At 57.1% G+C, this 21,764-nt stretch carries 19 protein-coding genes; 7 read left to right on the top strand and 12 right to left on the bottom strand.

Annotated elements, in window-relative coordinates:
- Positions 1 to 186: 186 nt before the first annotated feature.
- Positions 187 to 1,365, bottom strand: a complete 1,179-nt coding sequence (locus HK22_RS12360; RefSeq protein WP_086649478.1) for a globin domain-containing protein — start codon at positions 1,363 to 1,365, stop codon at positions 187 to 189.
- A 79-nt stretch (positions 1,366 to 1,444) separates the two neighbouring features.
- On the opposite strand from HK22_RS12360, the gene HK22_RS12365 reads away from it, so the two are divergent.
- A complete protein-coding gene (locus HK22_RS12365; protein ID WP_062029055.1) occupies positions 1,445 to 1,897 on the top strand; it encodes an Rrf2 family transcriptional regulator in 453 nt (150 codons plus the stop codon).
- 19 nt (positions 1,898 to 1,916) lie between these two features.
- On the opposite strand, the gene HK22_RS12370 is transcribed toward HK22_RS12365, so the two are convergent.
- From HK22_RS12370 to pxpB, 5 genes are all read right to left on the bottom strand, one after another.
- Positions 1,917 to 3,092 (bottom strand): MFS transporter, encoded by a 1,176-nt coding sequence (locus HK22_RS12370; protein WP_086649496.1) that lies wholly within the window; start codon positions 3,090 to 3,092, stop codon positions 1,917 to 1,919.
- Positions 3,093 to 3,240: 148 nt separating this feature from the next.
- On the bottom strand, positions 3,241 to 4,158 hold the full coding sequence (locus tag HK22_RS12375; RefSeq protein ID WP_062029060.1) for a DMT family transporter: 918 nt from the start codon (positions 4,156 to 4,158) through the stop codon (positions 3,241 to 3,243).
- 71 nt (positions 4,159 to 4,229) lie between these two features.
- The gene (locus tag HK22_RS12380; protein WP_062107241.1) at positions 4,230 to 4,997 is read right to left on the bottom strand and encodes a LamB/YcsF family protein; all 768 of its coding nucleotides are present in this window, start codon (positions 4,995 to 4,997) and stop codon (positions 4,230 to 4,232) included.
- Positions 4,994 to 5,998 (bottom strand): biotin-dependent carboxyltransferase family protein, encoded by a 1,005-nt coding sequence (locus HK22_RS12385; protein ID WP_086649479.1) that lies wholly within the window; start codon positions 5,996 to 5,998, stop codon positions 4,994 to 4,996. The genes HK22_RS12380 and HK22_RS12385 overlap by 4 nt, the downstream gene beginning before the upstream one ends.
- Positions 5,995 to 6,627, bottom strand: coding sequence for a 5-oxoprolinase subunit PxpB (gene pxpB, locus HK22_RS12390; RefSeq protein ID WP_086649497.1), 633 nt, complete (start codon positions 6,625 to 6,627; stop codon positions 5,995 to 5,997). Before pxpB ends, HK22_RS12385 begins: the two co-directional genes overlap by 4 nt.
- Before the next feature lie 376 nt (positions 6,628 to 7,003).
- On the opposite strand from pxpB, the gene HK22_RS12395 reads away from it, so the two are divergent.
- From HK22_RS12395 to HK22_RS12410, 4 genes are read left to right on the top strand one after another with little or no spacing between them, the layout of a single operon-like run.
- Positions 7,004 to 7,759 carry an SDR family oxidoreductase gene (locus HK22_RS12395; RefSeq protein WP_086649498.1) on the top strand — a complete coding sequence of 252 codons (756 nt, stop codon included), beginning with the start codon at positions 7,004 to 7,006 and terminating at the stop codon, positions 7,757 to 7,759.
- Between the two features lie 41 nt (positions 7,760 to 7,800).
- Positions 7,801 to 8,199 (top strand): biotin/lipoyl-containing protein, encoded by a 399-nt coding sequence (locus HK22_RS12400; RefSeq protein ID WP_233142621.1) that lies wholly within the window; start codon positions 7,801 to 7,803, stop codon positions 8,197 to 8,199.
- A complete protein-coding gene (accC, locus tag HK22_RS12405; RefSeq protein WP_086649481.1) occupies positions 8,196 to 9,563 on the top strand; it encodes an acetyl-CoA carboxylase biotin carboxylase subunit in 1,368 nt (455 codons plus the stop codon). Before HK22_RS12400 ends, accC begins: the two co-directional genes overlap by 4 nt.
- Positions 9,560 to 10,003, top strand: coding sequence for a hypothetical protein (locus HK22_RS12410; RefSeq protein ID WP_062029072.1), 444 nt, complete (start codon positions 9,560 to 9,562; stop codon positions 10,001 to 10,003). The genes accC and HK22_RS12410 overlap by 4 nt, the downstream gene beginning before the upstream one ends.
- 52 nt (positions 10,004 to 10,055) lie before the next feature.
- Here HK22_RS12410 and HK22_RS12415 read toward each other — a convergent pair whose 3' ends face one another.
- Entirely contained in the window at positions 10,056 to 11,258 is a 1,203-nt protein-coding gene (locus HK22_RS12415; RefSeq protein WP_062107255.1) for a pyridoxal phosphate-dependent aminotransferase, read from the bottom strand.
- A gap of 174 nt (positions 11,259 to 11,432) precedes the next feature.
- Between HK22_RS12415 and HK22_RS12420 the strand changes: the two genes are divergently transcribed.
- Positions 11,433 to 12,908, top strand: coding sequence for an aspartate ammonia-lyase (locus tag HK22_RS12420; protein ID WP_086649482.1), 1,476 nt, complete (start codon positions 11,433 to 11,435; stop codon positions 12,906 to 12,908).
- On the opposite strand, the gene HK22_RS12425 is transcribed toward HK22_RS12420, so the two are convergent.
- A complete protein-coding gene (locus tag HK22_RS12425) occupies positions 12,901 to 13,839 on the bottom strand; it encodes a LysR substrate-binding domain-containing protein (RefSeq protein ID WP_062029076.1) in 939 nt (312 codons plus the stop codon). The genes HK22_RS12420 and HK22_RS12425 overlap by 8 nt on opposite strands.
- A gap of 235 nt (positions 13,840 to 14,074) precedes the next feature.
- Between HK22_RS12425 and HK22_RS12430 the strand changes: the two genes are divergently transcribed.
- The gene (locus HK22_RS12430; protein WP_086649483.1) at positions 14,075 to 16,552 is read left to right on the top strand and encodes a TonB-dependent siderophore receptor; all 2,478 of its coding nucleotides are present in this window, start codon (positions 14,075 to 14,077) and stop codon (positions 16,550 to 16,552) included.
- Position 16,553: 1 nt separating this feature from the next.
- Here the strand turns inward: HK22_RS12430 and HK22_RS12435 are convergent, their stop codons facing one another.
- Genes HK22_RS12435 through HK22_RS12450 form a run of 4 tightly spaced genes read right to left on the bottom strand, consistent with a single transcriptional unit; the run spans position 16,554 to position 21,563 of the window.
- Positions 16,554 to 18,155 carry an ABC transporter ATP-binding protein gene (locus tag HK22_RS12435; RefSeq protein WP_086649484.1) on the bottom strand — a complete coding sequence of 534 codons (1,602 nt, stop codon included), beginning with the start codon at positions 18,153 to 18,155 and terminating at the stop codon, positions 16,554 to 16,556.
- The gene (locus HK22_RS12440) at positions 18,152 to 18,967 is read right to left on the bottom strand and encodes an ABC transporter permease (protein ID WP_086649485.1); all 816 of its coding nucleotides are present in this window, start codon (positions 18,965 to 18,967) and stop codon (positions 18,152 to 18,154) included. The genes HK22_RS12435 and HK22_RS12440 overlap by 4 nt, the downstream gene beginning before the upstream one ends.
- Complete coding sequence (locus tag HK22_RS12445; protein ID WP_086649486.1) at positions 18,964 to 19,956, bottom strand: ABC transporter permease; 993 nt, start codon at positions 19,954 to 19,956, stop codon at positions 18,964 to 18,966. Before HK22_RS12445 ends, HK22_RS12440 begins: the two co-directional genes overlap by 4 nt.
- Positions 19,953 to 21,563: a TIGR04028 family ABC transporter substrate-binding protein gene (locus HK22_RS12450; RefSeq protein WP_233142623.1), complete on the bottom strand. Its 1,611-nt coding sequence runs from the start codon at positions 21,561 to 21,563 to the stop codon at positions 19,953 to 19,955. Before HK22_RS12450 ends, HK22_RS12445 begins: the two co-directional genes overlap by 4 nt.
- Positions 21,564 to 21,764 lie beyond the last annotated feature (201 nt).

Consider the following 21,764-nt stretch of genomic DNA (forward strand, 5'->3'; position numbering starts at 1 on the left):
ATAAAAAAATGCTTTTATGCATACCTTATGCAAAAAAAAGCATTCCATGTTGCGCTATTCAGCAACGGCAATCCCGACTGACGCCTGTTGAAGTCTGTCAGTCCGCTTTATAAAAAACATCCTGAAAAGAAGGTTTCTCTTCAGGATGCCTGTAAAATAAAAATGATTATTGCGGCGCTCTGAGGGTTAATCCGTGACGCCGGTGTCTGGTCCAAATGTTTCGTACCGAAGATGGTCGGCGGGAATACCCGTTTTGGAAAGACCCTGGATCGTATCACGCATAAAGCCCACCGGGCCGCAGAGATAGATCGTAGCGCTGTGCGGAATACGCGTGGCAATCCACTCCGCATCCGGGCGACCATCAATTGATGTCAAGCGTGTATCAAGGGTGATGCGACCGCCAGAATTGCGAACGATTTCAGCCAGTCGGGTGGCAAAAGGCGCCGTCTCGCGGGAGTGGGCGATCTGTACGATGCTGACGGCAGGAGCTTGGGGACGGGCAGCCAGATCCTCGATCATGCCGATCATGGACGTTGCCCCAATACCTGCGAAAACGAATGCCACAGGGGTATCGAAATGTTCAGGCAAAATGAAGTTGCCTGCAGGTGGAGAGAGCCGGACTTCATGCCCTTCGCAACTCTGGCTGTTCAGCCATGACGATACGGTACCCTCCTGAACATGGCGCACGCTGATGGTGTAGGAATCATAGTTCGGGCGGGACGTGATGCTATAGTTTCGGCGCGTCCGGCCATGATCCGGAATATCAAGATCCACACCGACATACTGTCCGGATACAGCCTTGATAACAGGCTTGCCGTCCGTCGGCCTGAGTTCCAACGTAGTGACATTTTCACAGAGCGGGATGGCCTGAACGATCCTGAAAGTCCTCCATCCTGTCCAGCCCCCTTCAGCATGGGTACTGACATCGTAAAGCTGGTGTTCGCGACCCATCAGGATATCTGCCAGAGCCCAGTAGGCGCGGCCCCAGGCATCGAGAATGGCGGGCGTTGCGGCGGCACCGAGGACATGCTGGATTGCCCCCAGCAGAGCGGTTGCAACATGCGGATAGTGTTCCGGCAGAATTTCCAGACTGACATGCTTCTGTGCAATCCGTTCTACGGCGCTCCCCATGACACCAAGATTGTCGATGTTCTTCGCATAAGCGAGAACCGCCATCGCAAGGGCGCGGGGCTGCGTGCCTTTGGACTGGTGGGTGGGATCAAACAATTCCGAAATGGCCGGATCCGCCAGAAGGCGATGATACATTTCCGTAGTGATGGCCAGTCCGTGCGCTTCAAGTGCAGGCACGGTAGCCTTGATGATGGCGATAACGTCTGGAGTAAGGCTGCGATCTGAAGTGGACATGATGGGTCCCCTTAAAGGTGTATATAATTTACACCTTTAAGGTCGTGACTTCTGTGTGTCAATCTGTCAAAGGACTCGTATGCGCCTGACCCTTCATACCGATTACGCATTGCGGACCCTGCTGTATCTGGGCGCGCGCCCTGAAGTGCGGGTTTCGATCCGTGAGATCGCGCATGCTTACGGAATCTCCGAAAATCATCTTGTTAAAGTGGTGCATCGTCTGGGGCAGGGGGAATTCATCAAGACAATCCGTGGTCGAGGCGGCGGTCTGATGCTGGCGCGCCCTGCCGAAGAGATCAGGATCGGGACTGTGGTGCGGTTTACGGAAGAGGACATGATGTTGGTGGACTGCGATGGTCTGTCCTCAGGAGGCCGGCCCTGCATCCTGTCACCAGCCTGCAGGCTGCGAGGGGTTCTCGGTGAAGCGCTGGACGCTTTTATGGGTGTGCTCGACCGCTATACGCTGGCGGATATCCTTCAACCCACCGATCTCGCCAGGCTCTTTCCAGAACTCGCCAAGCCATCTTCATAAAATACTTTCTGCTCTGGTTTTACGGGGCGCGTTGCATGGAAATTGGAGCGCGAACCAGCAGGAGTGAGAGCAATCCGGCTCCTGTCAGGGCCGCCGAACACATATACCACGCCATATCGAAACGCCCGGTGTAGGACACGATATAACCCGTTACGATCGGTGCAAAAAGACCAAGAGAGTTGCTACAGGTCAGGGTAACGCCCGTCACCGTGCCGATTTTGTCTCCGTCTTCGACCAGGTCTGTAAGCAGAGCCGTATTCGCACCGTTCGCTGCAATCAGGCAGGCCAGCGAACCTCCAAGGATCAGGAGAATGGGTGTCATGGTATGGAACCGGGGGAGAAAGCCGATCGTGGCGGCTCCTCCAAGGCAGGCTGCAACGATGAACCTGCGGCGTGGCGGATGGATGCCGTTCCGGAAAGTGAAATGTTCAAGAATACGGCCGATGACGATCGCACCAGCAGCTGCGGCGAGATAGCAGAGTGCTGTCCGATTACCTGTTCCGGTAATATCAATATGAAGTTCGTGAATGAGGTAAAGGGGCATCCAGGACATGACCAGAAAATTCAGGTAGTTCTGGGTACACTGGACAACGAGAATACCCAGAAAAGACCGTGATCTGAAAAGGTTCCGGATTGACCCAAGGGAAAAGGGCGCGCGGGTAGGGAGAGACGTCCTGTCGGCTGGAGCACGATAGACCAGCCACCAGATTGCGGCCCAGACCAGCCCGATCACCCCGAGTGCCATGAATTCGAAGCGCCAGCCGAAGAACGAGATCAGATAAGCCCCGGCGATCGTACCCCCGGCCAGTCCAAGCTGCATGCCGGTCAACAGGATCGTCATGACGGAGCCGCGTTCTTTTGGGAGCGCCCAGTTACGGACAACCGTAGCGCCGACACCAAAGGTCGGCGCCTCTCCGACGCCGAGCAGAACACGTGTCATCAGGAACTGGGTAATGTTGTGAGCCATTCCCCCTAGCAACATTGCAAAAGACCATATCGATACTGCGAGACTGCCGATCAGTCGCGCCCCTTTGCGGTCGAGGAGCATGGTTGAGGGAAGATTCAGCAGGAAATACGACCAGAGAAAGCTGGAGGAGACCCAGCCCATCTGTACGGGAGAAAGTGTGAATTCTTTCCCGAGTGTGGGCAGGGCGATGGAAAGCGCTGCACGGTCACCGTAGCTGATGACGTACATCAGAAAGACCAGAATGAAGAATATGTATCGAGACGGAATGTTCCGTTTCCGGGATATGAACGTTGTGGCTTGATCGGGTGTCACGCTGTCATTCTCCGGGAATTTTTGCTGTTGGGTACGGTGATAGGTATGGAAAGACGAGGAAAGCTCAGGAGCCCTCGGCGGCTTCAACTGTTGCGACGACTGCCGCTCTGGCTTTCGATGCCCGGTCATGGCGCAGCATCCAGACGCCTGATCCGATGATCAGAACTGCGCCGGCAGCCATGGCGGAGCTGGGAATTTCGCCAAAGCCGAGCCAGCCGATCAGTGCCGCCCAGAGCAGACCCGTATAGGCGAATGGACCAATGGCAGAGACCTGCGCCGAAGCAAAAGCCTCGGTCTGAAGAACCTGGGCAATTCCGGCAAAAGCGCCCACAACCACCAGACACAAACCGTCCTGCCACCCTGGTGTGATCCAGATGAAAGGGAGGGGCGCAGCCGTCATGACTGTCATGAGAATGGCCTGCCATAACGAAATCGTCGTACTGGCCTCGGTGGCCGAAAGCTGGCGGATCTGCATGGTCGTCAGCGCACCGACCGCTCCCTGTGCCAGCGCCAGCAGATAGATGATGGTGGACACCGATGTAGCGTTCGTATTGAGAAGCCCTTTTCCAAGAGCGACAACCACGACACCTGAAAACCCGATCAGAACCGCAATCCAGCGCTGAAGGGAAGGCCGCTCCTGCAGCAGCGGGATTGAAAGCAGCACAAGAAACAGGGGCTGGGTGTAGGAAAGGACCTGCTGTTCTGCCAGCGGCAGGCGTGTCACGGTGATGACGACCATGATCATGCTGATCAGTCCGACGACAGATCTGATCAGGTGACCACCAAAGTGATGCGTTCTGAGGACAATACCTGTTCTAGAGGCGATCAGAAGTACAAAAGGCAGAGAAAAGAGGTTACGAAAAAAGATGATCTCAAGAGCTGGAAGCCGCGTTCCGGTGAGCTTTTGAAGGGCATTGAGCGCCGCAACAAAAAACGTGGCCGATGCCAGAAGCAGGGCGCCGCGTTTCAGATCATGCTTCATTTTAACTTATACCTCGATGCACGATACTGACGCAGTAGTGTCTGAAGGACTGGTCAGGGGCATTATGATTGTTAGTCGTGAAGCCGGAACGCCGGTGTCAGGACTGCCCCGACAGCTTCAATTTCTGAGCGGATGGCTTTTGCCAGTTCCAGTGATCCCGGCGTATCGCTATGCACCAGAATGGACTGTGCCTTGACCTGAAGCCGCGATCCCACAGAGGTCGTGACAGACCCGTCTTCAAGAAACTGCCTGACACGCGCTCTGATGGCAGCCAGATCGTGGATGACGGCGCCCGGCTGGTCGCGCGGAACAAGCGTTCCAAGGCTTGTATAGGCCCGGTCTGCAAGAAACAGGGTCTGAACACGAAGCCCTGCCGTCTCGGCTGCACGCTCCGTCAGCTGTCCGGGCATACAGAAGACCGTCAGTTCACGATCCAGCGCGGCGATGGCGCGGGCAAGCCTCAATGCCAGACCGGCATCGGCATTGGCCATGTTTCCGAAGGCGGCGTGATAACTGACATGCGTGACGCGATGTCCGTGTAAGGCTGCCACGGCCTGCAGCGCACCGATCTGGTAAACCATCATGGCTTCCATATCCGCATCCGAAATGGACATGGAACGGCGCCCAAAACCTATCAGATCCGGCAATCCCGGATGTGCACCAATTCCGACACCTTTTGTTTTCGCGCGCTGAACGGTGCGGTTCATGATGGCGTAGTCGCCGGCATGAAAGCCACAGGCGATATTGGCTGACGAGATAACGTCCATCAGCCCGTCATCGTCAGCGATACGCCAGCGGCCAAAGCCTTCGCCCATGTCGGAGTTTAGGTCGATCTTCATGCTGTGCCTCGGGAGTTTGTGCCATTTCGTGACTGACAGGAGGCGCGGTAATGGGCGACCATCAGGCGGAGATCATCAAGGTAACTGTCGATTGGCTGCTGGGCCGCGATGCCTGTCTTATGGCTGCATTCGACAAAGCGGATAGATGTTCCAATCCGCACCTGGGCCAGACGCCACAGATCGGCCTCGATCACGGTTGCGATGCGAGGGTAACCCCCAGCGGTATTCGCATCGGCGAGCTGGACGATAGGCTCACCCGCCGGAGGCACCTGTACGATGCCCGGAATAATGCCGTATGATCGCAGCTCGATCCGTTCGAGCAGGGTAAGTGGGGTGCCGCTCAGGCGATATCCCACGCGATTGCTCTGGGGCGTGATGCGCCAGCCCTGATCCCAGAAACGCTCCCGGGACTCAGGTGTAAAACGCGCATAATCCGTTCCAGGCACCGCGCGCAGCAGAACGATTTTCCCGTCGTCAGACTGATTTTCAAGAACGCGCGCTGGTGGAACCGCGCCATAACCTGAGAGCGAAGCGGACGCGGGTTTCGTGGCAAGCTCATCACCGGCCTCGAGAAAGCGTCCATCCATTCCGCCGAAACCGCCTCGAAGCTGGGTGCTGCGTGAACCCAGCACCACAGGAACGTCAACGCCGCCTTCCACGCAGATACATGCCCGGGCACCCGTTCTGGGGATGCCCACCCGCAGCACCTGTCCGGGAGCCGCGGTTTCCACGGACCACGCAAGAACAGGCCTGTCGTCCAGTGTCAGAGGCGCGTCAATCCCCGTGACGGCGAAGCTGCTTGGGGTGTCGAACCGGATTACGAAAGGATAGGTCTGAAGCTCGATGCAGGCTGCCTCTAACGCGTTTCCCAGAAGAATATTGCCAATTTTCAGGGCAAGCGGGTCCATGACGCCCGAGCTTCCAACCCCGAGATTACGATAGCCCGAACGTCCCTGATCCTGAATGGTGTTGAGCGGTGCGGTTTCGAGGATCGTGATCACAGCTCAATGCTCTCCGGGCAAAAACGGATGCGATCGCCTATGGCGAACAGGGAAGGAGAGCTGCGATACGGGTCAAAAAGACAGATTTCGGTATAACCGATCGAATTCCAGCCATTGGGGCCAGTCAGTGCGGAAATCCCTGCCTGCATCCCTCCGATCGTTACGGTTCCTGCGGGCATGTTGAGAGAGGGAATGGATTTTCGCGGCGTTGCGATACGCGGATTCAGGCCATGAAGGTAGCCGAACCCCGGCGCGCTTCCGACCGCGCAGACGGTATATTCGCCTTCATGATGCAGCCGGATAACCTCTTCGGGAGACAGTCCGGTATGAGCGGAGACCGCGGCCAGATCCTCCCCCAGTGCGCCACCATAGCGAACATTCACTTCAAAGAGACGTCCGGCGATCTGGCGGGGTGGAAGGCTCTCCCAGGCGTTGCGGAGCCAGTCAGCAATCTGTTCCGGATATTCCGGGGCGTGGGTGAAGATCAGAAGCAGGTTGGTGACGCCGGGAACGAGTTCCTGAATGTCAGGACGGTTTTCGGCGTACTCAATGAGCGCCCAGATCCGCTGCTGTTGCTCCATGGTAAAGGCGCCGGGTGCTTCGAACAGTATGGCGCGCGTGCCCATCATGCTGATGACTGGCGCGCTGCTGGCGTGATGCCGGTCAGATGTGAGAAGCGTGTCTGCGGTCAAAACATGCAGTTCCCGGGCTGTGACGGATCCGTCTCATTGTCTCAAAGGCCGTTTTTGAGGCGGCATCGAAACGATATGACTGGCACGGGAATGATGACCAGAGGAATTCGGCGTTTGAGGTCATCGGATAATCTTATGGTTGAGTGAAGGAGTACGAGTTCCATCGGATAATGTTATGGGGCAAGAACGAACGGCTCTTGGTGTTTGTACAGTAACTCCATTAGCGTCGGGTCGACATTCCGGTCTGACGCTCCGTCTTGCAGATGAAGCTGATGGCAGTCTTTCTCTTATTCCAGCAATGGGTTTTCTTCGCATGAGCAATACTCCATACCGCACAGCTCTCGTCACAGGCGCTTCTTCAGGCATCGGCGCTGCCATTGTCCGGCGGCTGAGCGAGAGCGGCATTGAAGTTCATGCTCTGGCGCGTGATGCGCAGCGCCTCGAAACGCTGGCAAGCGAAACGGGATGCATCCCCCATGCCGTCAGCGTATCGGATCAGGCCGGGCTCGAGGCCCTCATCGCCAGTCTGGAAATCGATGTTCTGGTCAACAATGCGGGTCAGTCCCGGACTGGGAACATTACAAGCACGACCCCTGAGGACATCGACGCGCTTGTGGACGTGAATCTGCGCGCAGTCCTGCAACTGACGCGTCTGGTGGTGCCGGGAATGATTGAGCGCAACCGCGGGCATATTGTGAATATCAGTTCGATTGCCGGTCACTACGCCTTTGCAGGCGGCAACACCGTCTATCATACCACGAAGGCCGGCGTGCATTCGCTTTCCCAGCAGTTGCGGTGCGATCTGTTTGGCCGTCAGATCCGGGTGACGGAAGTTTCTCCCGCACGGGTGGAGACTGAGGTTTTCGGCCGTCTGATCGGGGATATGGCCGAAGCGAAGAAGCGCTTCTTCGACGAGTATGATTCTCTGCTGCCAGAAGACATTGCCACCTCCGTGGCCTTTGCGGTTCTGGCGCCGCAGCGCATGAATGTCAGCTTCATGGAAGTGCTGCCGACGATGCAGGTCGTGGGTGGTCTGAACTTTGCAAAGAAAACTTCTGCTCCGGGCTGATATCAGTGGATCTCTCACAGATCAGACGTCTGATCGATCTCATGGCTCAGGCTCCGATTGCGGAGCTTGAGATTGAGGAAAATGGCCGCAGGATCCGCCTTGCGAGAGCGCAGAAAGGCCAAGGGGCTGGTGTTGTTGCTGCAAAGCCAGCAGAAACAACACCAGCCGTCCCTAAGCCCTCCGTGATGACATCCGCCTCAGATGCGCAGGAGACCATTACCGCGCCGTCTTATGGCGTCTTTCACCTTGCGCCTTCACCGGATGCGCCGCCTTACGTTGCTGTCGGACAGAAGGTGGAAGCAGGGCAGCAGGTCGGATTGCTGGAGGCCATGAAGGTTTTCAATCCAGTCCGTGCGGGTGTTGCAGGAACGGTTGAGGCAGTTCTGGTGGCGGGTAACACTGAAGTCGATATGGGAACGCCTCTGTTCCGTCTGGTATGAATGAAATGCAGCGTTTCAAAAGAGTTCTGATTGCCAATCGCGGGGAAATTGCCTTGCGGATCCAGCGCGCCTGCCGTCAGCTGGGACTGGAGACTGTGGCCGTATATTCGGAAGCCGATGCAGACAGCCGACATGTCCGTGAAGCGGATGTGTCTCTGTGCATCGGCCCTGCGGCCGCATCGAAAAGCTACCTCGACAGGGACGGGTTGCTTCTGGCGGCGAAAGTGACGGGAGCAGGAGCCATCCATCCGGGATATGGGTTCCTTTCGGAAAATGCGGATTTTGCAGATGCGGTTGAAGCGGCGGGTCTGACATTCATCGGCCCGACCGGAGACTCCATCCGCATGATGGGAGACAAGATTACCGCCAAGCGGGCCATGCGGGAGGCAGGGGTGCCCTGCGTGCCGGGTTCGGACGGACCACTTCCGGCTTCTGCGGAAGAAGTTCGGGCCATTGCGCTCGAAGTCGGTTTCCCCGTGATCGTCAAGGCCTCCGGCGGCGGTGGGGGGCGTGGCATGCGGGTTGTGCATGGTGGAGACGAGCTGGAGAACGCCGTAGCACTGACGGCCAAGGAGGCCCAGCAGGCCTTCGGCAACCCAACGCTGTATCTTGAAAAATACATGCAGAAGCCGCGCCATGTCGAAATCCAGGTCCTGTGTGATACGCATGGAACGGCTCTCTGGCTTGGCGCGCGGGACTGCTCCTTGCAGCGGCGTCATCAGAAAGTTCTGGAAGAAGCCCCCGCACCTGGCATCCCGCCCGAAACCATCGCCGGGATCGGAGAACGCTGTGTTCAGGCCTGCCGACAGATTGGCTATCGCGGGGCAGGGACCTTCGAGTTCCTGTATGAAGACGGGATCTTTGCGTTCATCGAGATGAACACACGCGTGCAGGTCGAGCATCCCATTACGGAAGAAACGACCGGCATTGATATCGTGGCCCAGCAGATTCGGATTGCACAGGGTGAAACACTTGGCCTGCGCCAGAACGATATTCTGATGCAGGGTCATGCGATTGAATGTCGTCTGAATGCGGAAGATGCGGCAACGTTCATGCCGTCTCCGGGAACGGTGACACGGTGGGACCTGCCTGGCGGTCCAGGCATTCGCGTGGATACGCATGTGGTCAGTAACTATACCGTCCAGCCTTACTATGACTCTCTGATCGGGAAAATCATCAGCTACGGCGCAACACGCGAACAGGCGATTGCCCGGATGCGCGTGGCGCTGGCTGAAATGCGGGTTGAGGGAATTTCTACCAATATTGCCCTTCATCAAGCACTTCTGGCCGATCCGCAGTTTCAGGAGGGAGGCGTCGATATTCACCATCTCGAACGCTGGCTTGCAGAGAGGTCGCCCTCATGAACGCCGTAGAAAATCAGGTTCCGGAGTTTGAAGGCATTCCGTCTGCAGAGGATCTTGCACGGATTGCGGATCTGCTGATCGAGGCCGGGTTGGAGACAATCGAGCTTTCCGATGGCAAGGGTGCACGCTGTTTTATGCGTGTAACGTCCTCTGTCGCGAAATCGGATAAGCAGGTTGCAGAAAATGTTACGCCTGTCGAGGATCTCTCGAGCCGTATTGCAGTCAGTGCGCCATATTTTGGCACTCTGGTCCTGACGGAACTGGCGAAAGTCGGAACATCGGTGCAGCCGGGAGATGTGGTGGCGCAGATGCGGATCGGAGCCTTGCAGATCCCTGTTCTGGTTCCGGTGACGGGGACGATCGTTGACGTCGCCGGGGAGGATGGTGCGCTGACGGGGTATGGAGCTCCGGTTGTGCAGGTTGAACCAACAAGCCGATAGCCACGATACCTTAAAGGGACGGGGAGGCTTCAGCTGCTTCCCCGCCGTCTTTTCAGCTTAAAGAGCTTACAAAATCCGAGATACGTCGGCAGCCTTCCTTCAGGGTTTCCCGGTCGGTTGCATAGGAAATACGGAAGAACGGACTCATGCCGTAAGCTCCCCCCTGAACGGATGCAACCTGCTGTTCTTCCAGGAGAGCCATGACGAAATCTGCATCCGTGGCGAGATGACGTCCCTTGGGTGTGGTCTTGCCCAGGCAGGCGCCGATTTCAGGGTAGACGTAGAATGCGCCCTGCGGTGTATGGCACGTGACGCCCGGAATGGCATTTAGCAGACCAACAACCAGATCGCGGCGGGACTGGTATTCGGCAGCACGCTCTTTCAGGAAATCCTGCGGACCTTCGAGGGCGGCAATGGCAGCGGCCTGCGCGATGGTGTTGATACCGCTGGTGGACTGCCCCTGCATGTTGTTCATGGCGGCAATCAGGTTCCGTGGGCCGCCACAATAGCCGACGCGCCAGCCCGTCATGGCATAGGCCTTGGAGACACCATTGACCGTCAGAACACGGTCTTTCAGGCGCGGTTCGACTTCGGCAATGGTGCAGAAGTCGAACCCGTCATAGATCAGGTGTTCGTAAATATCATCCGTCATGATCCAGACATGAGGATGCTTCAGCAGGACGGCCGCGATTTCTTCCATATCCTCGCGCGGGCAACATGCGCCAGTCGGATTGTTGGGGAAGTTCAGCAGCAGCCATTTGGTGTTGGGTGTAATGGCGGCATCCAGCGCTTTGGCAGACAGACGGAAATTGTCTTCGGCCGGGCAGTCGATCTGCACAGGTCTGGCGCCACACAGACGCGCGATATCCGAATAGCTGATCCAGTATGGAGCGGCGAGAACAACCTCGTCGCCTGTGTTACAGGTCGCCATCAGGGCGTCGAAAATGATCTGTTTGGCGCCATTGGCGACGAGAATTTCGTCAAGGGCGTAATCGAGATGGTTTTCGCGCAGGAACTTGGCCTGAACGGCCTTTTTGAGCGCGGGTTTTCCATCCTGTGGCGGATATTTGGTATCGCCCCCACGAGCGGCCGCGATGGCGGCCTCCACGACGTGGTCGGGGGTCGGGAAATCGGGTTCGCCGGAAGACAGGCTGACGATTTTGAGGCCTTCCGCCTTGAGTTCACGGGCCTTGTCGGTCATGGCGGCAGAGGCCGAGACTCCAATTCCGTTCAGTCGATCAGCAAAACCGGGCATTGATGTCTCCATTGCCGCATAAGGGTAGCGCATACGCGAATGAACGTATCGTAAATCGTTTCGCAGGCGTCGAGATACTGCCGAAAATTGTCTGACCCTATATCACAATCATATGGGGTTGAATCGAAGTCGCAATAATAGGTTCGGGGTCCATCACAGCTCTGGATACCCGAAATGACGACATCCGCATCCCGGTCCGACGTTGCGGCAGACATGATGCCGCCACTGGATGGCTTCAGGGTCGAGAAAGACCTGCTGGGAGAGGCTTGTATCCCGAAGAATGCCTTATGGGGGGTTCATACCAGCCGCGCAGCAGAAAATTTTCCCATCAGCGGGGAGCCTGTCGGAGCATTTTCCGATTTCATCCGGGCATTTGTGACGGTCAAGCAGGCTGCCGCACGGACGAACAGGGCGCTCGGCTATCTGGATGAAGATCGGGCCAGTCTGATCGAGGCGGCCTGCAGGGCCCTGCTGACCCGTGACGATTATCGCAACCATTTTATTGTGGACGTCATGCAGGGTGGGGCAGGGACATCCACCAACATGAACGTCAACGAAGTCATCGCCAATGTCGCGCTGGAACTGGCGGGACAAAAGCCCGGTGATTACCAGATCCTGCATCCAAACGACCATGTAAACATGGCACAGTCCACAAATGATGTTTACCCAACCGCCCTGCGCCTGGGGCTTCTTACAGCAACTGCGCCTCTGCTTGAGGCCCTGGAAGAACTGGCCCGGGCTTTCGGAAAGAAAGCCGATGAATTCTCGGACATTCTGAAAGTCGGCCGCACGCAGTTGCGCGATGCGGTACCCATGACGCTTGGACAGGAGTTCAGGGCATTCCAGCATGCGATGGAAACGGAAATCCGTCACATACGCAGCCAGTGCGAAGCTTTTCTGACGGTCAATCTTGGCGGAACGGCGATCGGGACAGGCCTGAACACTGATCCCCGTTATGCGGACGCCGTCATCCGGGAGCTTGGAAAACTGACTGGTCTGGCCGTAACGGGAGCCGCTGACAGGATTGAAGCGACATCGGATGTCGGAGCTTTCGTCCTGTTCTCCGGCGTGCTCAAGCGGCTGGCGCTCAAACTGTCCAAGATTTCAAGCGATCTGCGCCTGCTGTCGAGCGGTCCGCGGGCGGGCATTGGAGAGATTACCCTGCCGTCCGTGCAGGCAGGGTCTTCGATCATGCCAGGCAAAGTCAATCCGGTCATCCCGGAAGCCGTCAATCAGGTGGCCTATCTCGTTGCAGGTTATGATGTCACGCTGAGCATGTGTGCTGATGGGGGACAGTTTCAGCTCAATCCTTTCGAGCCGATGATCGGATACTGTCTTTTTTCGTCCCTGAAGACGCTCACGGCAGCTATTAGGCTTCTGACCACAAAATGCGTCTCCGGAATTGCCGCGGACGCCGAGCAGTGCCGGTTTCTGTTTGAACGGAATATCGGTATCGTCACCGCGCTGGTTCCGCTTCTCGGCTACGATACCTGTTCCCGGATTGCCCGCCGGGCTCTGGCTGAAAACCGGAGCGTTCCGGAGCTTGTCCTTCAGGAAAAACTGGTGTCTCAGGACGTACTCGCAGGTCTGCTTCGCCCGGAATTCCTGACGCGGCCCAATGTCGGACAGGTTGAAGCGGCTTTCAGGTAGATGCCTGCGTCCCCGGCCAGTTGCGTGATGATGCCATGGCCCTGGCCAGCTCGATGAGCCGCTCCCGGACGGCCACGGATGCCTCCGTTTCAGGAACCAGTTCGGGAATGCAGAGGGAGACATTCTCGCTGATGACCGGGTTGCGCAGGGCGTATATGCGCGACTGGCCTTCAACGGCAATTCTGCTCGCGACCGACCAGGGAAGGATGGTGCTCCCGATCCCTTCCTGAATGGCTCCCTGAAGCGTTGTCAGAGCTTCAATTTCCGCGACGATGTTCGGCTCAAGCCCTTTGCGCATGAATGCCATGTCGATCGCCTTGCGGACAAAGTTGTGCTTGGGCGGTACGAGAAGGGGAATCTCCGTGATATCTGCCAGCTGAACCGTGTTTTCGCCGTCGTGAGGAATGGCAAGCGCCTCCGGAGCAAGCAGGAAGAATTCCTCCTTCATCAGAGGCGTGAAGCTGACACCTTTCATGGGCCCCGAGCCATGTATGACGGCCATGTCCAGGCGTCCGGTCATGACGAGTTCGCTGTAAATGTCGTCAAAACTTTCGGTCAGATGCAGGACGATGCCTGGAAGTTCTTCCCGGATACGGCGCAGAAGCTCCACGGATAGCGTCGAGCCTGCGCTGTATGGAGACAGGCCGACCGAAACCTTGCCGACAAGGGGACCAGCCCCCTGGGTGATTTCGACCATGGCCCGGTCGAACTGTTTGCTCAGGATCTGGACATGACGGTACAGGACGGAACCGGCAATCGTAGGCGTGACACCACTTTTGCTCCGGATCACCAGTTTCTGGCGGAACGCGCTTTCAAGGGCTGCCAGTTGCTGGCTGAGCGCGGGCTGGGCGATGTTCAGCAGATCGGCGGCGCGGGAAATGCTGCCAAGATCAATGATCTTCACGAAGGCCTGCAAACGCCTGATATCCAACGGGCCAATCTCCTGATGTGACGAACTGTGAATCCAATACTCTGCCGATTGGGGAAAATGGTCAATGAATCCATCGGAATGCGATTGAACCCGACCACGATAGCAGCAGAAGGATTCCGGAAAATTCTCGTTGCGGGATTGGAATATAAATAATCCATATGACGCCAAAACATAACGCATCCGTACCATAAACTCATACTTCGTATCGGAATTCCGGCGACTTGAGAGGGATGCAATGTTGATTGGGTCAAATTGGAAACTCTGTCTGGTCGCAGGAGCTGCACTGGGCGCGTTCATGCCGGACAGGGTTCTTGCGGCATCGGCTTCAGCAACGGCTCCAGTGAAACATCACAGGGTCGTTGCCAAAAAAAGGGCAGGTGCTTCTCCCGCCCAGAGCAAGCCTTCGGTTCATCGTGCTCCGACGTCGCTTCAGGCGATATCAACGGAGAGTATTCAGGTCGGTGGACGGCAGACGAATTCGGTTTTCTCTCCGGTTACGGCGCGCCACAGCACGACGCAGGTGACTGTGGTGACCGGCGCTGAACTGCTCAAGACAGGCCAGACGAACGTGCTTTCCGCATTGGCGCAGGCCAACCCGGCCATCACAACGGCCGCGCTTCCAGGCGGTGGAGCGAGTGCATTCGTTCAGACGATGCAGCTTCGTGGCCAGTCTCCTGATGACACGCTGATTCTCGTCAACGGGCATCGCCGTCATATCGGCGCCAACTTCAACTCGAATGCCGGAACGAACTGGGGCAGTGAACCGAGCGACATTTCGCTGATCCCGGTCTCTGCCATTGACCATATCGAGGTGATTACCGAAGGGGCATCTGCCCTTTACGGACAGGATGCCATTGCAGGCGCGGTCAATATCGTCCTCAAACGCGACACCCATGGCGGCAGCATCAATTTCAAGAACAATGGTTATTACGCTGGCGATGGGCAGGGGCTCGACGGATCAGCCAATTATGGCATGGCTCTGGGCAATAATGGCGGATACCTCGATCTTGCCGCGCAGGTTACCCATCAGCTCCCCACAACGCGTGGTGGCAATTTCTATGGCACGCTCTTCAGCGATTCCCGAAATGAGACGGCCAATCGCGATGTCCAGCGGGGGCTTGGTCTTCCGAAGTCAACGCTGGAGACCCTGAGCGAGAACATGTCCCTGCCGCTTGGGCACGGCTTCAGTGCCTATAGCACCTCAACATTCTCGCACCGTCGCGCCAATGTCGCCGAGACGTATCGCAGTGCGGCCGATACGGACACCTGGATCAACACCAACCTGTATCCCAACGGCAACCAGCCCTATATCACGATGGACCAGTATGACTTCGAGACGGATAATGGCATCCGGGCTCACAAGTTTGGATTTGCCTGGGACGCCTATGTCACGTTCGGGCGTGATGCGCAGAAATACGGGACCAAGGATTCAGAAAACGTTTCCATCCCCGACAGCACGCAGACGTCCTTTTATGATGGAGCGTCCATCGCAACAGAACTGACGAGTGGCATTCGCGGCTCCCGGTCGTTCCAGACAGGTTTCCTGCCGCGACCGGTTGATCTGAAATTTGGCGCGGAATACCGCCATGATACATTCCAGATGACCGAAGGTGAGACGGCATCCTGGGAAGGGCTGGGAGCTACGGATCATCCGGGGAACGTGCCGATGGCCGTCACCAACCAGAACCGTGACGTTTACGAGGGCTTTGCGAATCTGGACTTCTACGTCACTAAAAAATGGGAGTGGACACTGGGTGGCCGCGTTGCGAGCTACAACAACCTCGCCACTGTCGAAACGGGCTCGGTCGGCACACGATACAACTTCAACAAACGCTGGGCTGTGCGCGCCAACGTCAATACCGGGTATCGTCCGCCAACGCTGGGTGAGATGTCCTATTTCTATTCCGCGCCTTACCCCGGCTACACTGTGGATCAGGTTCCCGCAAACAGCACCATCGCCAGATATCTCGGTTCCGGCACGATGAAGGGTGAATATTCCCGGAGTTACAGCATTGGTCTCGATGCCACGCCGGTGAATAATTTTCATGTCACCGGAAATCTTTATTACATTGCCATCAACTCCCGTCTGGGAAGCACGAAAACCTATAGCGTTGACAAAGACGATTCCGTCCTCATGAACCTGCTGGCGCAGAACAATCTTGAGAGCGCGACATCGCTTTCCTATTACGCGAACCTCTATAATACCCAGACATTCGGCGGCGACTTCAGCGCAGATTATACGCTGCACACGCAGCGTCTGGGGCAGTTCCGGTTTGCGATGGGAATCAATTTCTCGGATACCGAAATCCGCTCCGCGAAAGACAGCTTCGTCAACGAATATACCAAGGAAATCGTCCTGCACGCTGCTCCAAAAAACCGCGAGCAGATCAGCGTGAACTGGACCTATGGCAAATGGTCCGCATTCGTGCAGGAAATGCGTTACGGCTCGATCATCTACATGGCGGCTCCAACGGGGCCGGGCAGCGTGCCGTTCATGCAGAATCCGGCACTGCTGACCAATCTTGAAGTGGATTACAAAATCCTGCCACGCTGGAGCATCGGAGTGGGGGCCAACAATGTCGGCAACAAGTATCCGACGCGTGTGCCGTCTTCGATTTCCCATACGCAGCAGGGCCTGACGAAATATGCCTCTTATTCGCCTTACGGCTTCAATGGCGGCATGTATTACGTCAAAACATCCATCGACTTCTGAGTTACAGACAATCTGAAGCGGATTTCCCGGGAATGGCCTGAAGCAGGGTTCGGGTATAGTCCGATGCGGGGTGCGAAAGGATGCTTTCCGCACGCCCGTATTCTTCCTGCTGTCCGTGTCGAATGATGGAGAGGGTATCAGAGATCTGTCTGACAACCGCAAGATCATGGGATACGAAAACGAATGTCAGGCCAAGATCATTCTGTAACTCCGTCAGGAGTTCCAGAATGCGGGCCTGTACCGTGACGTCCAGTGCGGAAACGAATTCGTCTAGCACAAGAATGTCGGGTTCCGCAGCAAGAGCCCGCGCCAGAGCCACACGCTGGCACTGACCTCCGGAAATATCGGAAGGATACCGCTCAAGGATGTCGGGCTTCAGATGCACCCGCTCCAGAAGTGTGTGGATCCGCTGGAGACGCCATGAACGGTTTTCATCAAAATGGTTGCGCAGGGGCTCCTCTATGATCCGACAAACCGTCAGCCGCGGGTCCAGCGAACTCCAGGGATTTTGATAGACAAGCTGCATGCTGCGGAACGGGCCCCGGTCGCCGGGGCGGCCACCAAAAGCATCGGCCCCATGGATCCGGACGTTTCCTGAAATCGGAGCAATCAGTCCCATAAGGCAACGCAGGATCGTGGTCTTGCCGGAGCCGGATTCTCCGATAATGCCGTGGGTCGTGCCACGCTGCACGGTAAAGGAAACATTCCGCACGGTCGGACTTGTGCGCCCTCCGTGAGTCCTATGGGTGATGGTGAGGTTTGAGACCTCCAGGGCCGGAACCTGCGCCGGGGCGACCTTTCGCGCGGGAGGAATTCTGGGATGAAAGGCAGGAGAATCCCTCAGGAGTCTGCGGGTATACGGAGAATGGGGTGCACTGAAGAGGTTGTCTGAAAAACCGCGTTCCGCGACCACACCGTGTTGCATGACAACGACGTCATGCGCCCTGTCACGGGCGATGGCGAGATCATGGGTAATCATGATAACCGAACAGCCGTTTTCCTCGCGCAGACGGTCGAGCAGGTCCAGAATCTGACGCTGGACCGTGACGTCCAGAGCACTCGTGGGCTCGTCGGCAATAATGAGGCCGGGAGCGAGGGCAACGGCGATGGCAATGAGCACGCGCTGCTTCATGCCTCCCGAGAGTTCATGGGGAAACTGCGAAAAGCACCGTCCAGGTTCGGGCAGGCCAACCTTTTCCAGAAGGGCCAGCGCATGGTCATGACGCTCCTGCCGACCTTCGGAAGTATGCAGACGCAGAATTTCCCCCACCTGTCGGCCGATGGGAATGCGAGGGTCAAGCGAACTGCCCGGATCCTGAGGGATGAACCCGATCTGACGTCCACGAATGGTATCGAGGGTGCGCGACGATGCCGCAAGCAGAGACTGCCCGTTCAGGGTAATGCTGCCACGATCAATACGCGCGGAAGGCGGTAACAGTCGGATGACAGCCTTGGCGATGGTGGATTTTCCGGAGCCGGATTCTCCGATCAGGGCTGTCGTCTTTCCGGGCAGCGCCGTAAACGAAATGCCGTTCACGGCGATCCTGTCACCATAGGAAATGGCCAGATCGTTTACGTCCAGAACAGGGGCTGGAGAGGTCATGGCCGTTCTTCCCCTGCGTTCGTCATGGCCTGGCTCAGGCGGTTGGCTGCCAGAGCGACGGTCAGCAGGGCGAGGCCGGGGAATGTGGTCATCCACCATGCTGTGGCCAGATAATCCCGTCCTTCTGAAATCATGAGCCCCCATTCCGGCGTTGGCGGAGGTGCGCTGTATCCAAGAAAGCCCAGAGTGGCGAGGGACAGGATGGCCGTGGCATAGCGCAGGATCCCCATCCCGAGCAGCGGACGAAAGGCATTGGGAAGGATATGCCATCCGACTATGCCCCAGAAACCGGTTCCTGACAGGCGGGCGGCCTCGACATAGGTCTGCGACCGTAGTGTCCGGACGAGGTTGCGGACAATGCGCGCAAAGCCGGCCGTCTGGCTTATACCGACGGCAAGAGCGGCATGAACCGGGCCAAAACCCGTCAGGATGACGACCGTCAGAGCCAGAAGAAGTTCAGGAATAGCGAGAAGGACATCAATGACACCCGAAAGCAGCGTGTCCACCGCAGGCCCTGACAGTGCGGCAAATCCCCCGATGACCGAGCCAAGCACAATACCGGTCATGGTCGCCACGAAAGCGGCTGGCAGCGTTTCGCGCGCGCCGTAAATGATGCGGGTCAGGACGTCGCGCCCGAGCTGATCGGTTCCACACCAGTGCGCATTGTCTGGCGGCAGAAGATGTTCCGGAGCCACGCCTGTCGCCGGATCTCCGCTCGTCAAAGCGGAGGGCCACAGGATTGCAACCACACAGATCCCGATGACAATGGCGGAGAGCACGGAGAGGGGAGAAGGAATGGAAAATCGCTTCATGATCCGGACTTGCCGCCTCCGATCCGATGGGACATGCGCAAAGTCGGGTCAATCAGGGGAATGAGAAGATCAACAGCGAGGTTGGCGCCTACGAAACCTGCCGCACCAATCAAGACGACAGCCTGAAGAACGGCCACGTCCTGCCCCGAGACGGCATCCCGCGTCATCTGACCCAGACCGTTCAGACCAAAAACGGTCTCGGTGACGATGGCGCCTGCAATCAGTTCCCCCAGCGACAGCCCTGCCATCGTCAGGGACGGAATGACGGAATTGGGGAGAATATGACGGAAGAAAACAGAAACCCGACTGGCCCCGCGTGTCCGGCTGGCCATGACGAAAGGAAGGCGCTCCGTTTCCTCGATTTGCTGGAGCAGAAGTTTGGCCTGAGGGGCTGCAACCGGCAGACTGACGGCCAAACCCGGTAAAAGCACACCTTCCCATGCCCCGACTCCGACGACAGGCAGCAGGTGCAACCTGAAGGACAGAACCTGAATGATAAGAATTCCGGACCAGTAGAGTGGAATTGCGCTCCAGAGTCCGGGGAGGGCATGAACGGCCTGTCGCAGGGCCCGCATCGGCAGAAGACTGGCCCCTACGGCAATCGCTAGGGTCCAGACGAGAGAGAGCAGAAACCCGACGCCTGCCAGCCGCAGAGTAACGGGAAGTGCCGTTGACAGCAGTTTCCCGACAGGAACGCCAAGCTGGACGGAATATCCGAAATTGCCATGCAGAACCTGCCAGAGGGTGTGAAAATACTGAAACACAGGGTTTGACGACCCGCTGTACAGAACGCGCATGGTTTCGATCTGCTCGGGCGACAGGCCAAGTTCAGGGTCCATAAAGCGGATCATGACGGCATCTCCCGGCATCATCTGCAACAGGATAAAAGTCAGCGTGAAGGCGCCCCAGAGGATCAGAAGAGCCCGACCGACCTGCACCAGGAAATGTCCGGCAAAGCCACGGCGTTCAGGGAAATGAGAGACATTCATGGGGCCGTAAACTCCAGATCCCGCAGAACCGGTCGGCCGACAGCCTCAAAGCGCAGGCCTTTCAAGTCCGGGGATGCGGCATAGACCTGTGGCTCTTCGAAAAGCGGGATGTCATAGGCATTGTCGATCAGATATTCCTGAACCGCGACAACCCGTCTGAGACGTTCCTTGCGATCGGTGATGGAGGCGATATCAAGCAGCATCGTGTCGAGAGTCTCGTCCCTGAAAGCACGGACTTTCGTGCTTTGTCCTCCCTTCTGAAGAAGGGAATCGCGGTTTCGTGGAAAGAATTCGCTCTTGAGAACATCGGGATCGGCCCGTCCCACTTCCGAAACGGTCAGGGGCGTTCTTTGCGGGTTGAGGTTGTCCAGAAGAACCCCTGCCGCAGCCCCGGACATGATGTCGAGCTGCACGCCCAGTCGACGCCATTGCTGGGCAATCAGTTCGAGCATGGTCTTGTTCTGGGGATGGGGCAGGGAGACATGAATTCCCAATCGTAACGTCTGTCCGTTGCGGTGACGCAGGCCATCTTCGCCCATTCTCCAGCCCGCGCTGTCCAGAAGACTCGCAGCAAGGGCAGGATCATATTTCAGTTTTTGGGAGAAATCGGCATATCCTGCGGCCTGTGAGGACAGGATCGAACGGGCTACGGGATAGTTCCGCGAATACAGAACACTCACGATTTCCTGCCGGTCCGTTCCATGGAGGAGCGCCTTCCGAACCCGGATATCCGCTACCAGAGGGTTATCGGGCCGGAAGGCAAGGCCGGTGTTCACGCCGCGAGTGGATGGTGCAAAAAGCCTGTATCCCGCACGGCGTATCTGTTCTTCGTCATAGGCTTCGACCTGCCGGATAATGTCGGCCTGACCTGCAAGAAGCGCTCCCACCCGAATACTATCCTCAGGAACGACCAGAATCTTGATCCGGTCCACCGTGGCTCTGCCCTCTTCTGCTTTTGGCCCCCAGCGATAGCCTTGACGCGCGACAAGATCGACCTCCCGCCCCGGAATATCAGCTGAAACGACGAAAGGACCGGAGCCTATGATGCCTGTTGCCGTTCCCAGGTCATCGAACGGACGCCCCAGTGTCGCGGGAGAGACAATCCCCGAACCCAGAACAGACGTGGCCTGCAGAAAGCCAGGGGCAGGGTGCGTGAAATGGAAAATGACGGTTGTGGGACTGGCAACTTCCGCATGATCGAAATTGCTGATGGCTTCTGAAACCGGGAAATGAAGTGCCTGATTGCCTTTGCCGTATGTCTGGAAATTCAGGGCTACAGCCTGCGCATCGAGCGGGGTCCCGTCAGAAAACGTGACACCGGAACGCAGGTGGAATGTGTAAATCGTACTATCGGCATTCACGGACCAGTTGGTTGCCAGCCATGGTTTGATTTCAAGTGTTTCAGGATCCTGCCAGGTCAGACGATCCGTGATTTGGCTCAGAATGCCGCCGTTTGGGTAGAATCCGCCAGCGGGAGGGTAGAGATTGGTATGCTCCTGTGGGTCCAGGTAGATGATCGTCCGGTCCGGGACCCGGCTCTGGGCCTGCGGAAAAACAGAGAGCCCCGCAAGAAACACGGTTGCTAGCGCAGATCGTCGGACAGACACGGAGTGATGAACCGGCATTATCACCTTCAGGAGGGACTGCGTTGAAACGCGGGCGGGGAATAATAACTTAAATAAATAGTTGTTAATATGTATATCCTTAAATTCCCTATTTTGGAAAGATGTTTGATGAAAATATTTGTTGCGCTCCCAGAGCGTCATTCAGGCGTCTTACCCACAGGACAAGAAGGGCGGAGCGTTTTT

The organism is Gluconobacter sp. DsW_056, assembly GCF_002153595.1.
GTDB classification, from domain to species: domain Bacteria; phylum Pseudomonadota; class Alphaproteobacteria; order Acetobacterales; family Acetobacteraceae; genus Gluconobacter; species Gluconobacter albidus.

What these genes read in the sequence shown, in the direction of transcription:
- HK22_RS12420 (WP_086649482.1), top strand. Translation starts at nt 11,433, where the DNA reads ATGACGACATCCGCATCCCGGTCCGACGTTGCGGCAGACATGATGCCG.
- HK22_RS12375 (WP_062029060.1), bottom strand. Translation starts at nt 4,158, where the DNA reads ATGAAGCATGATCTGAAACGCGGCGCCCTGCTTCTGGCATCGGCCACG.
- HK22_RS12430 (WP_086649483.1), top strand. Translation starts at nt 14,075, where the DNA reads ATGTTGATTGGGTCAAATTGGAAACTCTGTCTGGTCGCAGGAGCTGCA.
- pxpB (WP_086649497.1), bottom strand. Translation starts at nt 6,627, where the DNA reads ATGATGGGCACGCGCGCCATACTGTTCGAAGCACCCGGCGCCTTTACC.
- HK22_RS12370 (WP_086649496.1), bottom strand. Translation starts at nt 3,092, where the DNA reads ATGTACGTCATCAGCTACGGTGACCGTGCAGCGCTTTCCATCGCCCTG.
- HK22_RS12435 (WP_086649484.1), bottom strand. Translation starts at nt 18,155, where the DNA reads ATGACCTCTCCAGCCCCTGTTCTGGACGTAAACGATCTGGCCATTTCC.
- HK22_RS12365 (WP_062029055.1), top strand. Translation starts at nt 1,445, where the DNA reads ATGCGCCTGACCCTTCATACCGATTACGCATTGCGGACCCTGCTGTAT.
- HK22_RS12410 (WP_062029072.1), top strand. Translation starts at nt 9,560, where the DNA reads ATGAACGCCGTAGAAAATCAGGTTCCGGAGTTTGAAGGCATTCCGTCT.
- HK22_RS12440 (WP_086649485.1), bottom strand. Translation starts at nt 18,967, where the DNA reads ATGAAGCGATTTTCCATTCCTTCTCCCCTCTCCGTGCTCTCCGCCATT.
- accC (WP_086649481.1), top strand. Translation starts at nt 8,196, where the DNA reads ATGAATGAAATGCAGCGTTTCAAAAGAGTTCTGATTGCCAATCGCGGG.
- HK22_RS12445 (WP_086649486.1), bottom strand. Translation starts at nt 19,956, where the DNA reads ATGAATGTCTCTCATTTCCCTGAACGCCGTGGCTTTGCCGGACATTTC.
- HK22_RS12395 (WP_086649498.1), top strand. Translation starts at nt 7,004, where the DNA reads ATGAGCAATACTCCATACCGCACAGCTCTCGTCACAGGCGCTTCTTCA.
- HK22_RS12360 (WP_086649478.1), bottom strand. Translation starts at nt 1,365, where the DNA reads ATGTCCACTTCAGATCGCAGCCTTACTCCAGACGTTATCGCCATCATC.
- HK22_RS12380 (WP_062107241.1), bottom strand. Translation starts at nt 4,997, where the DNA reads ATGAAGATCGACCTAAACTCCGACATGGGCGAAGGCTTTGGCCGCTGG.
- HK22_RS12415 (WP_062107255.1), bottom strand. Translation starts at nt 11,258, where the DNA reads ATGCCCGGTTTTGCTGATCGACTGAACGGAATTGGAGTCTCGGCCTCT.
- HK22_RS12400 (WP_233142621.1), top strand. Translation starts at nt 7,801, where the DNA reads ATGGCTCAGGCTCCGATTGCGGAGCTTGAGATTGAGGAAAATGGCCGC.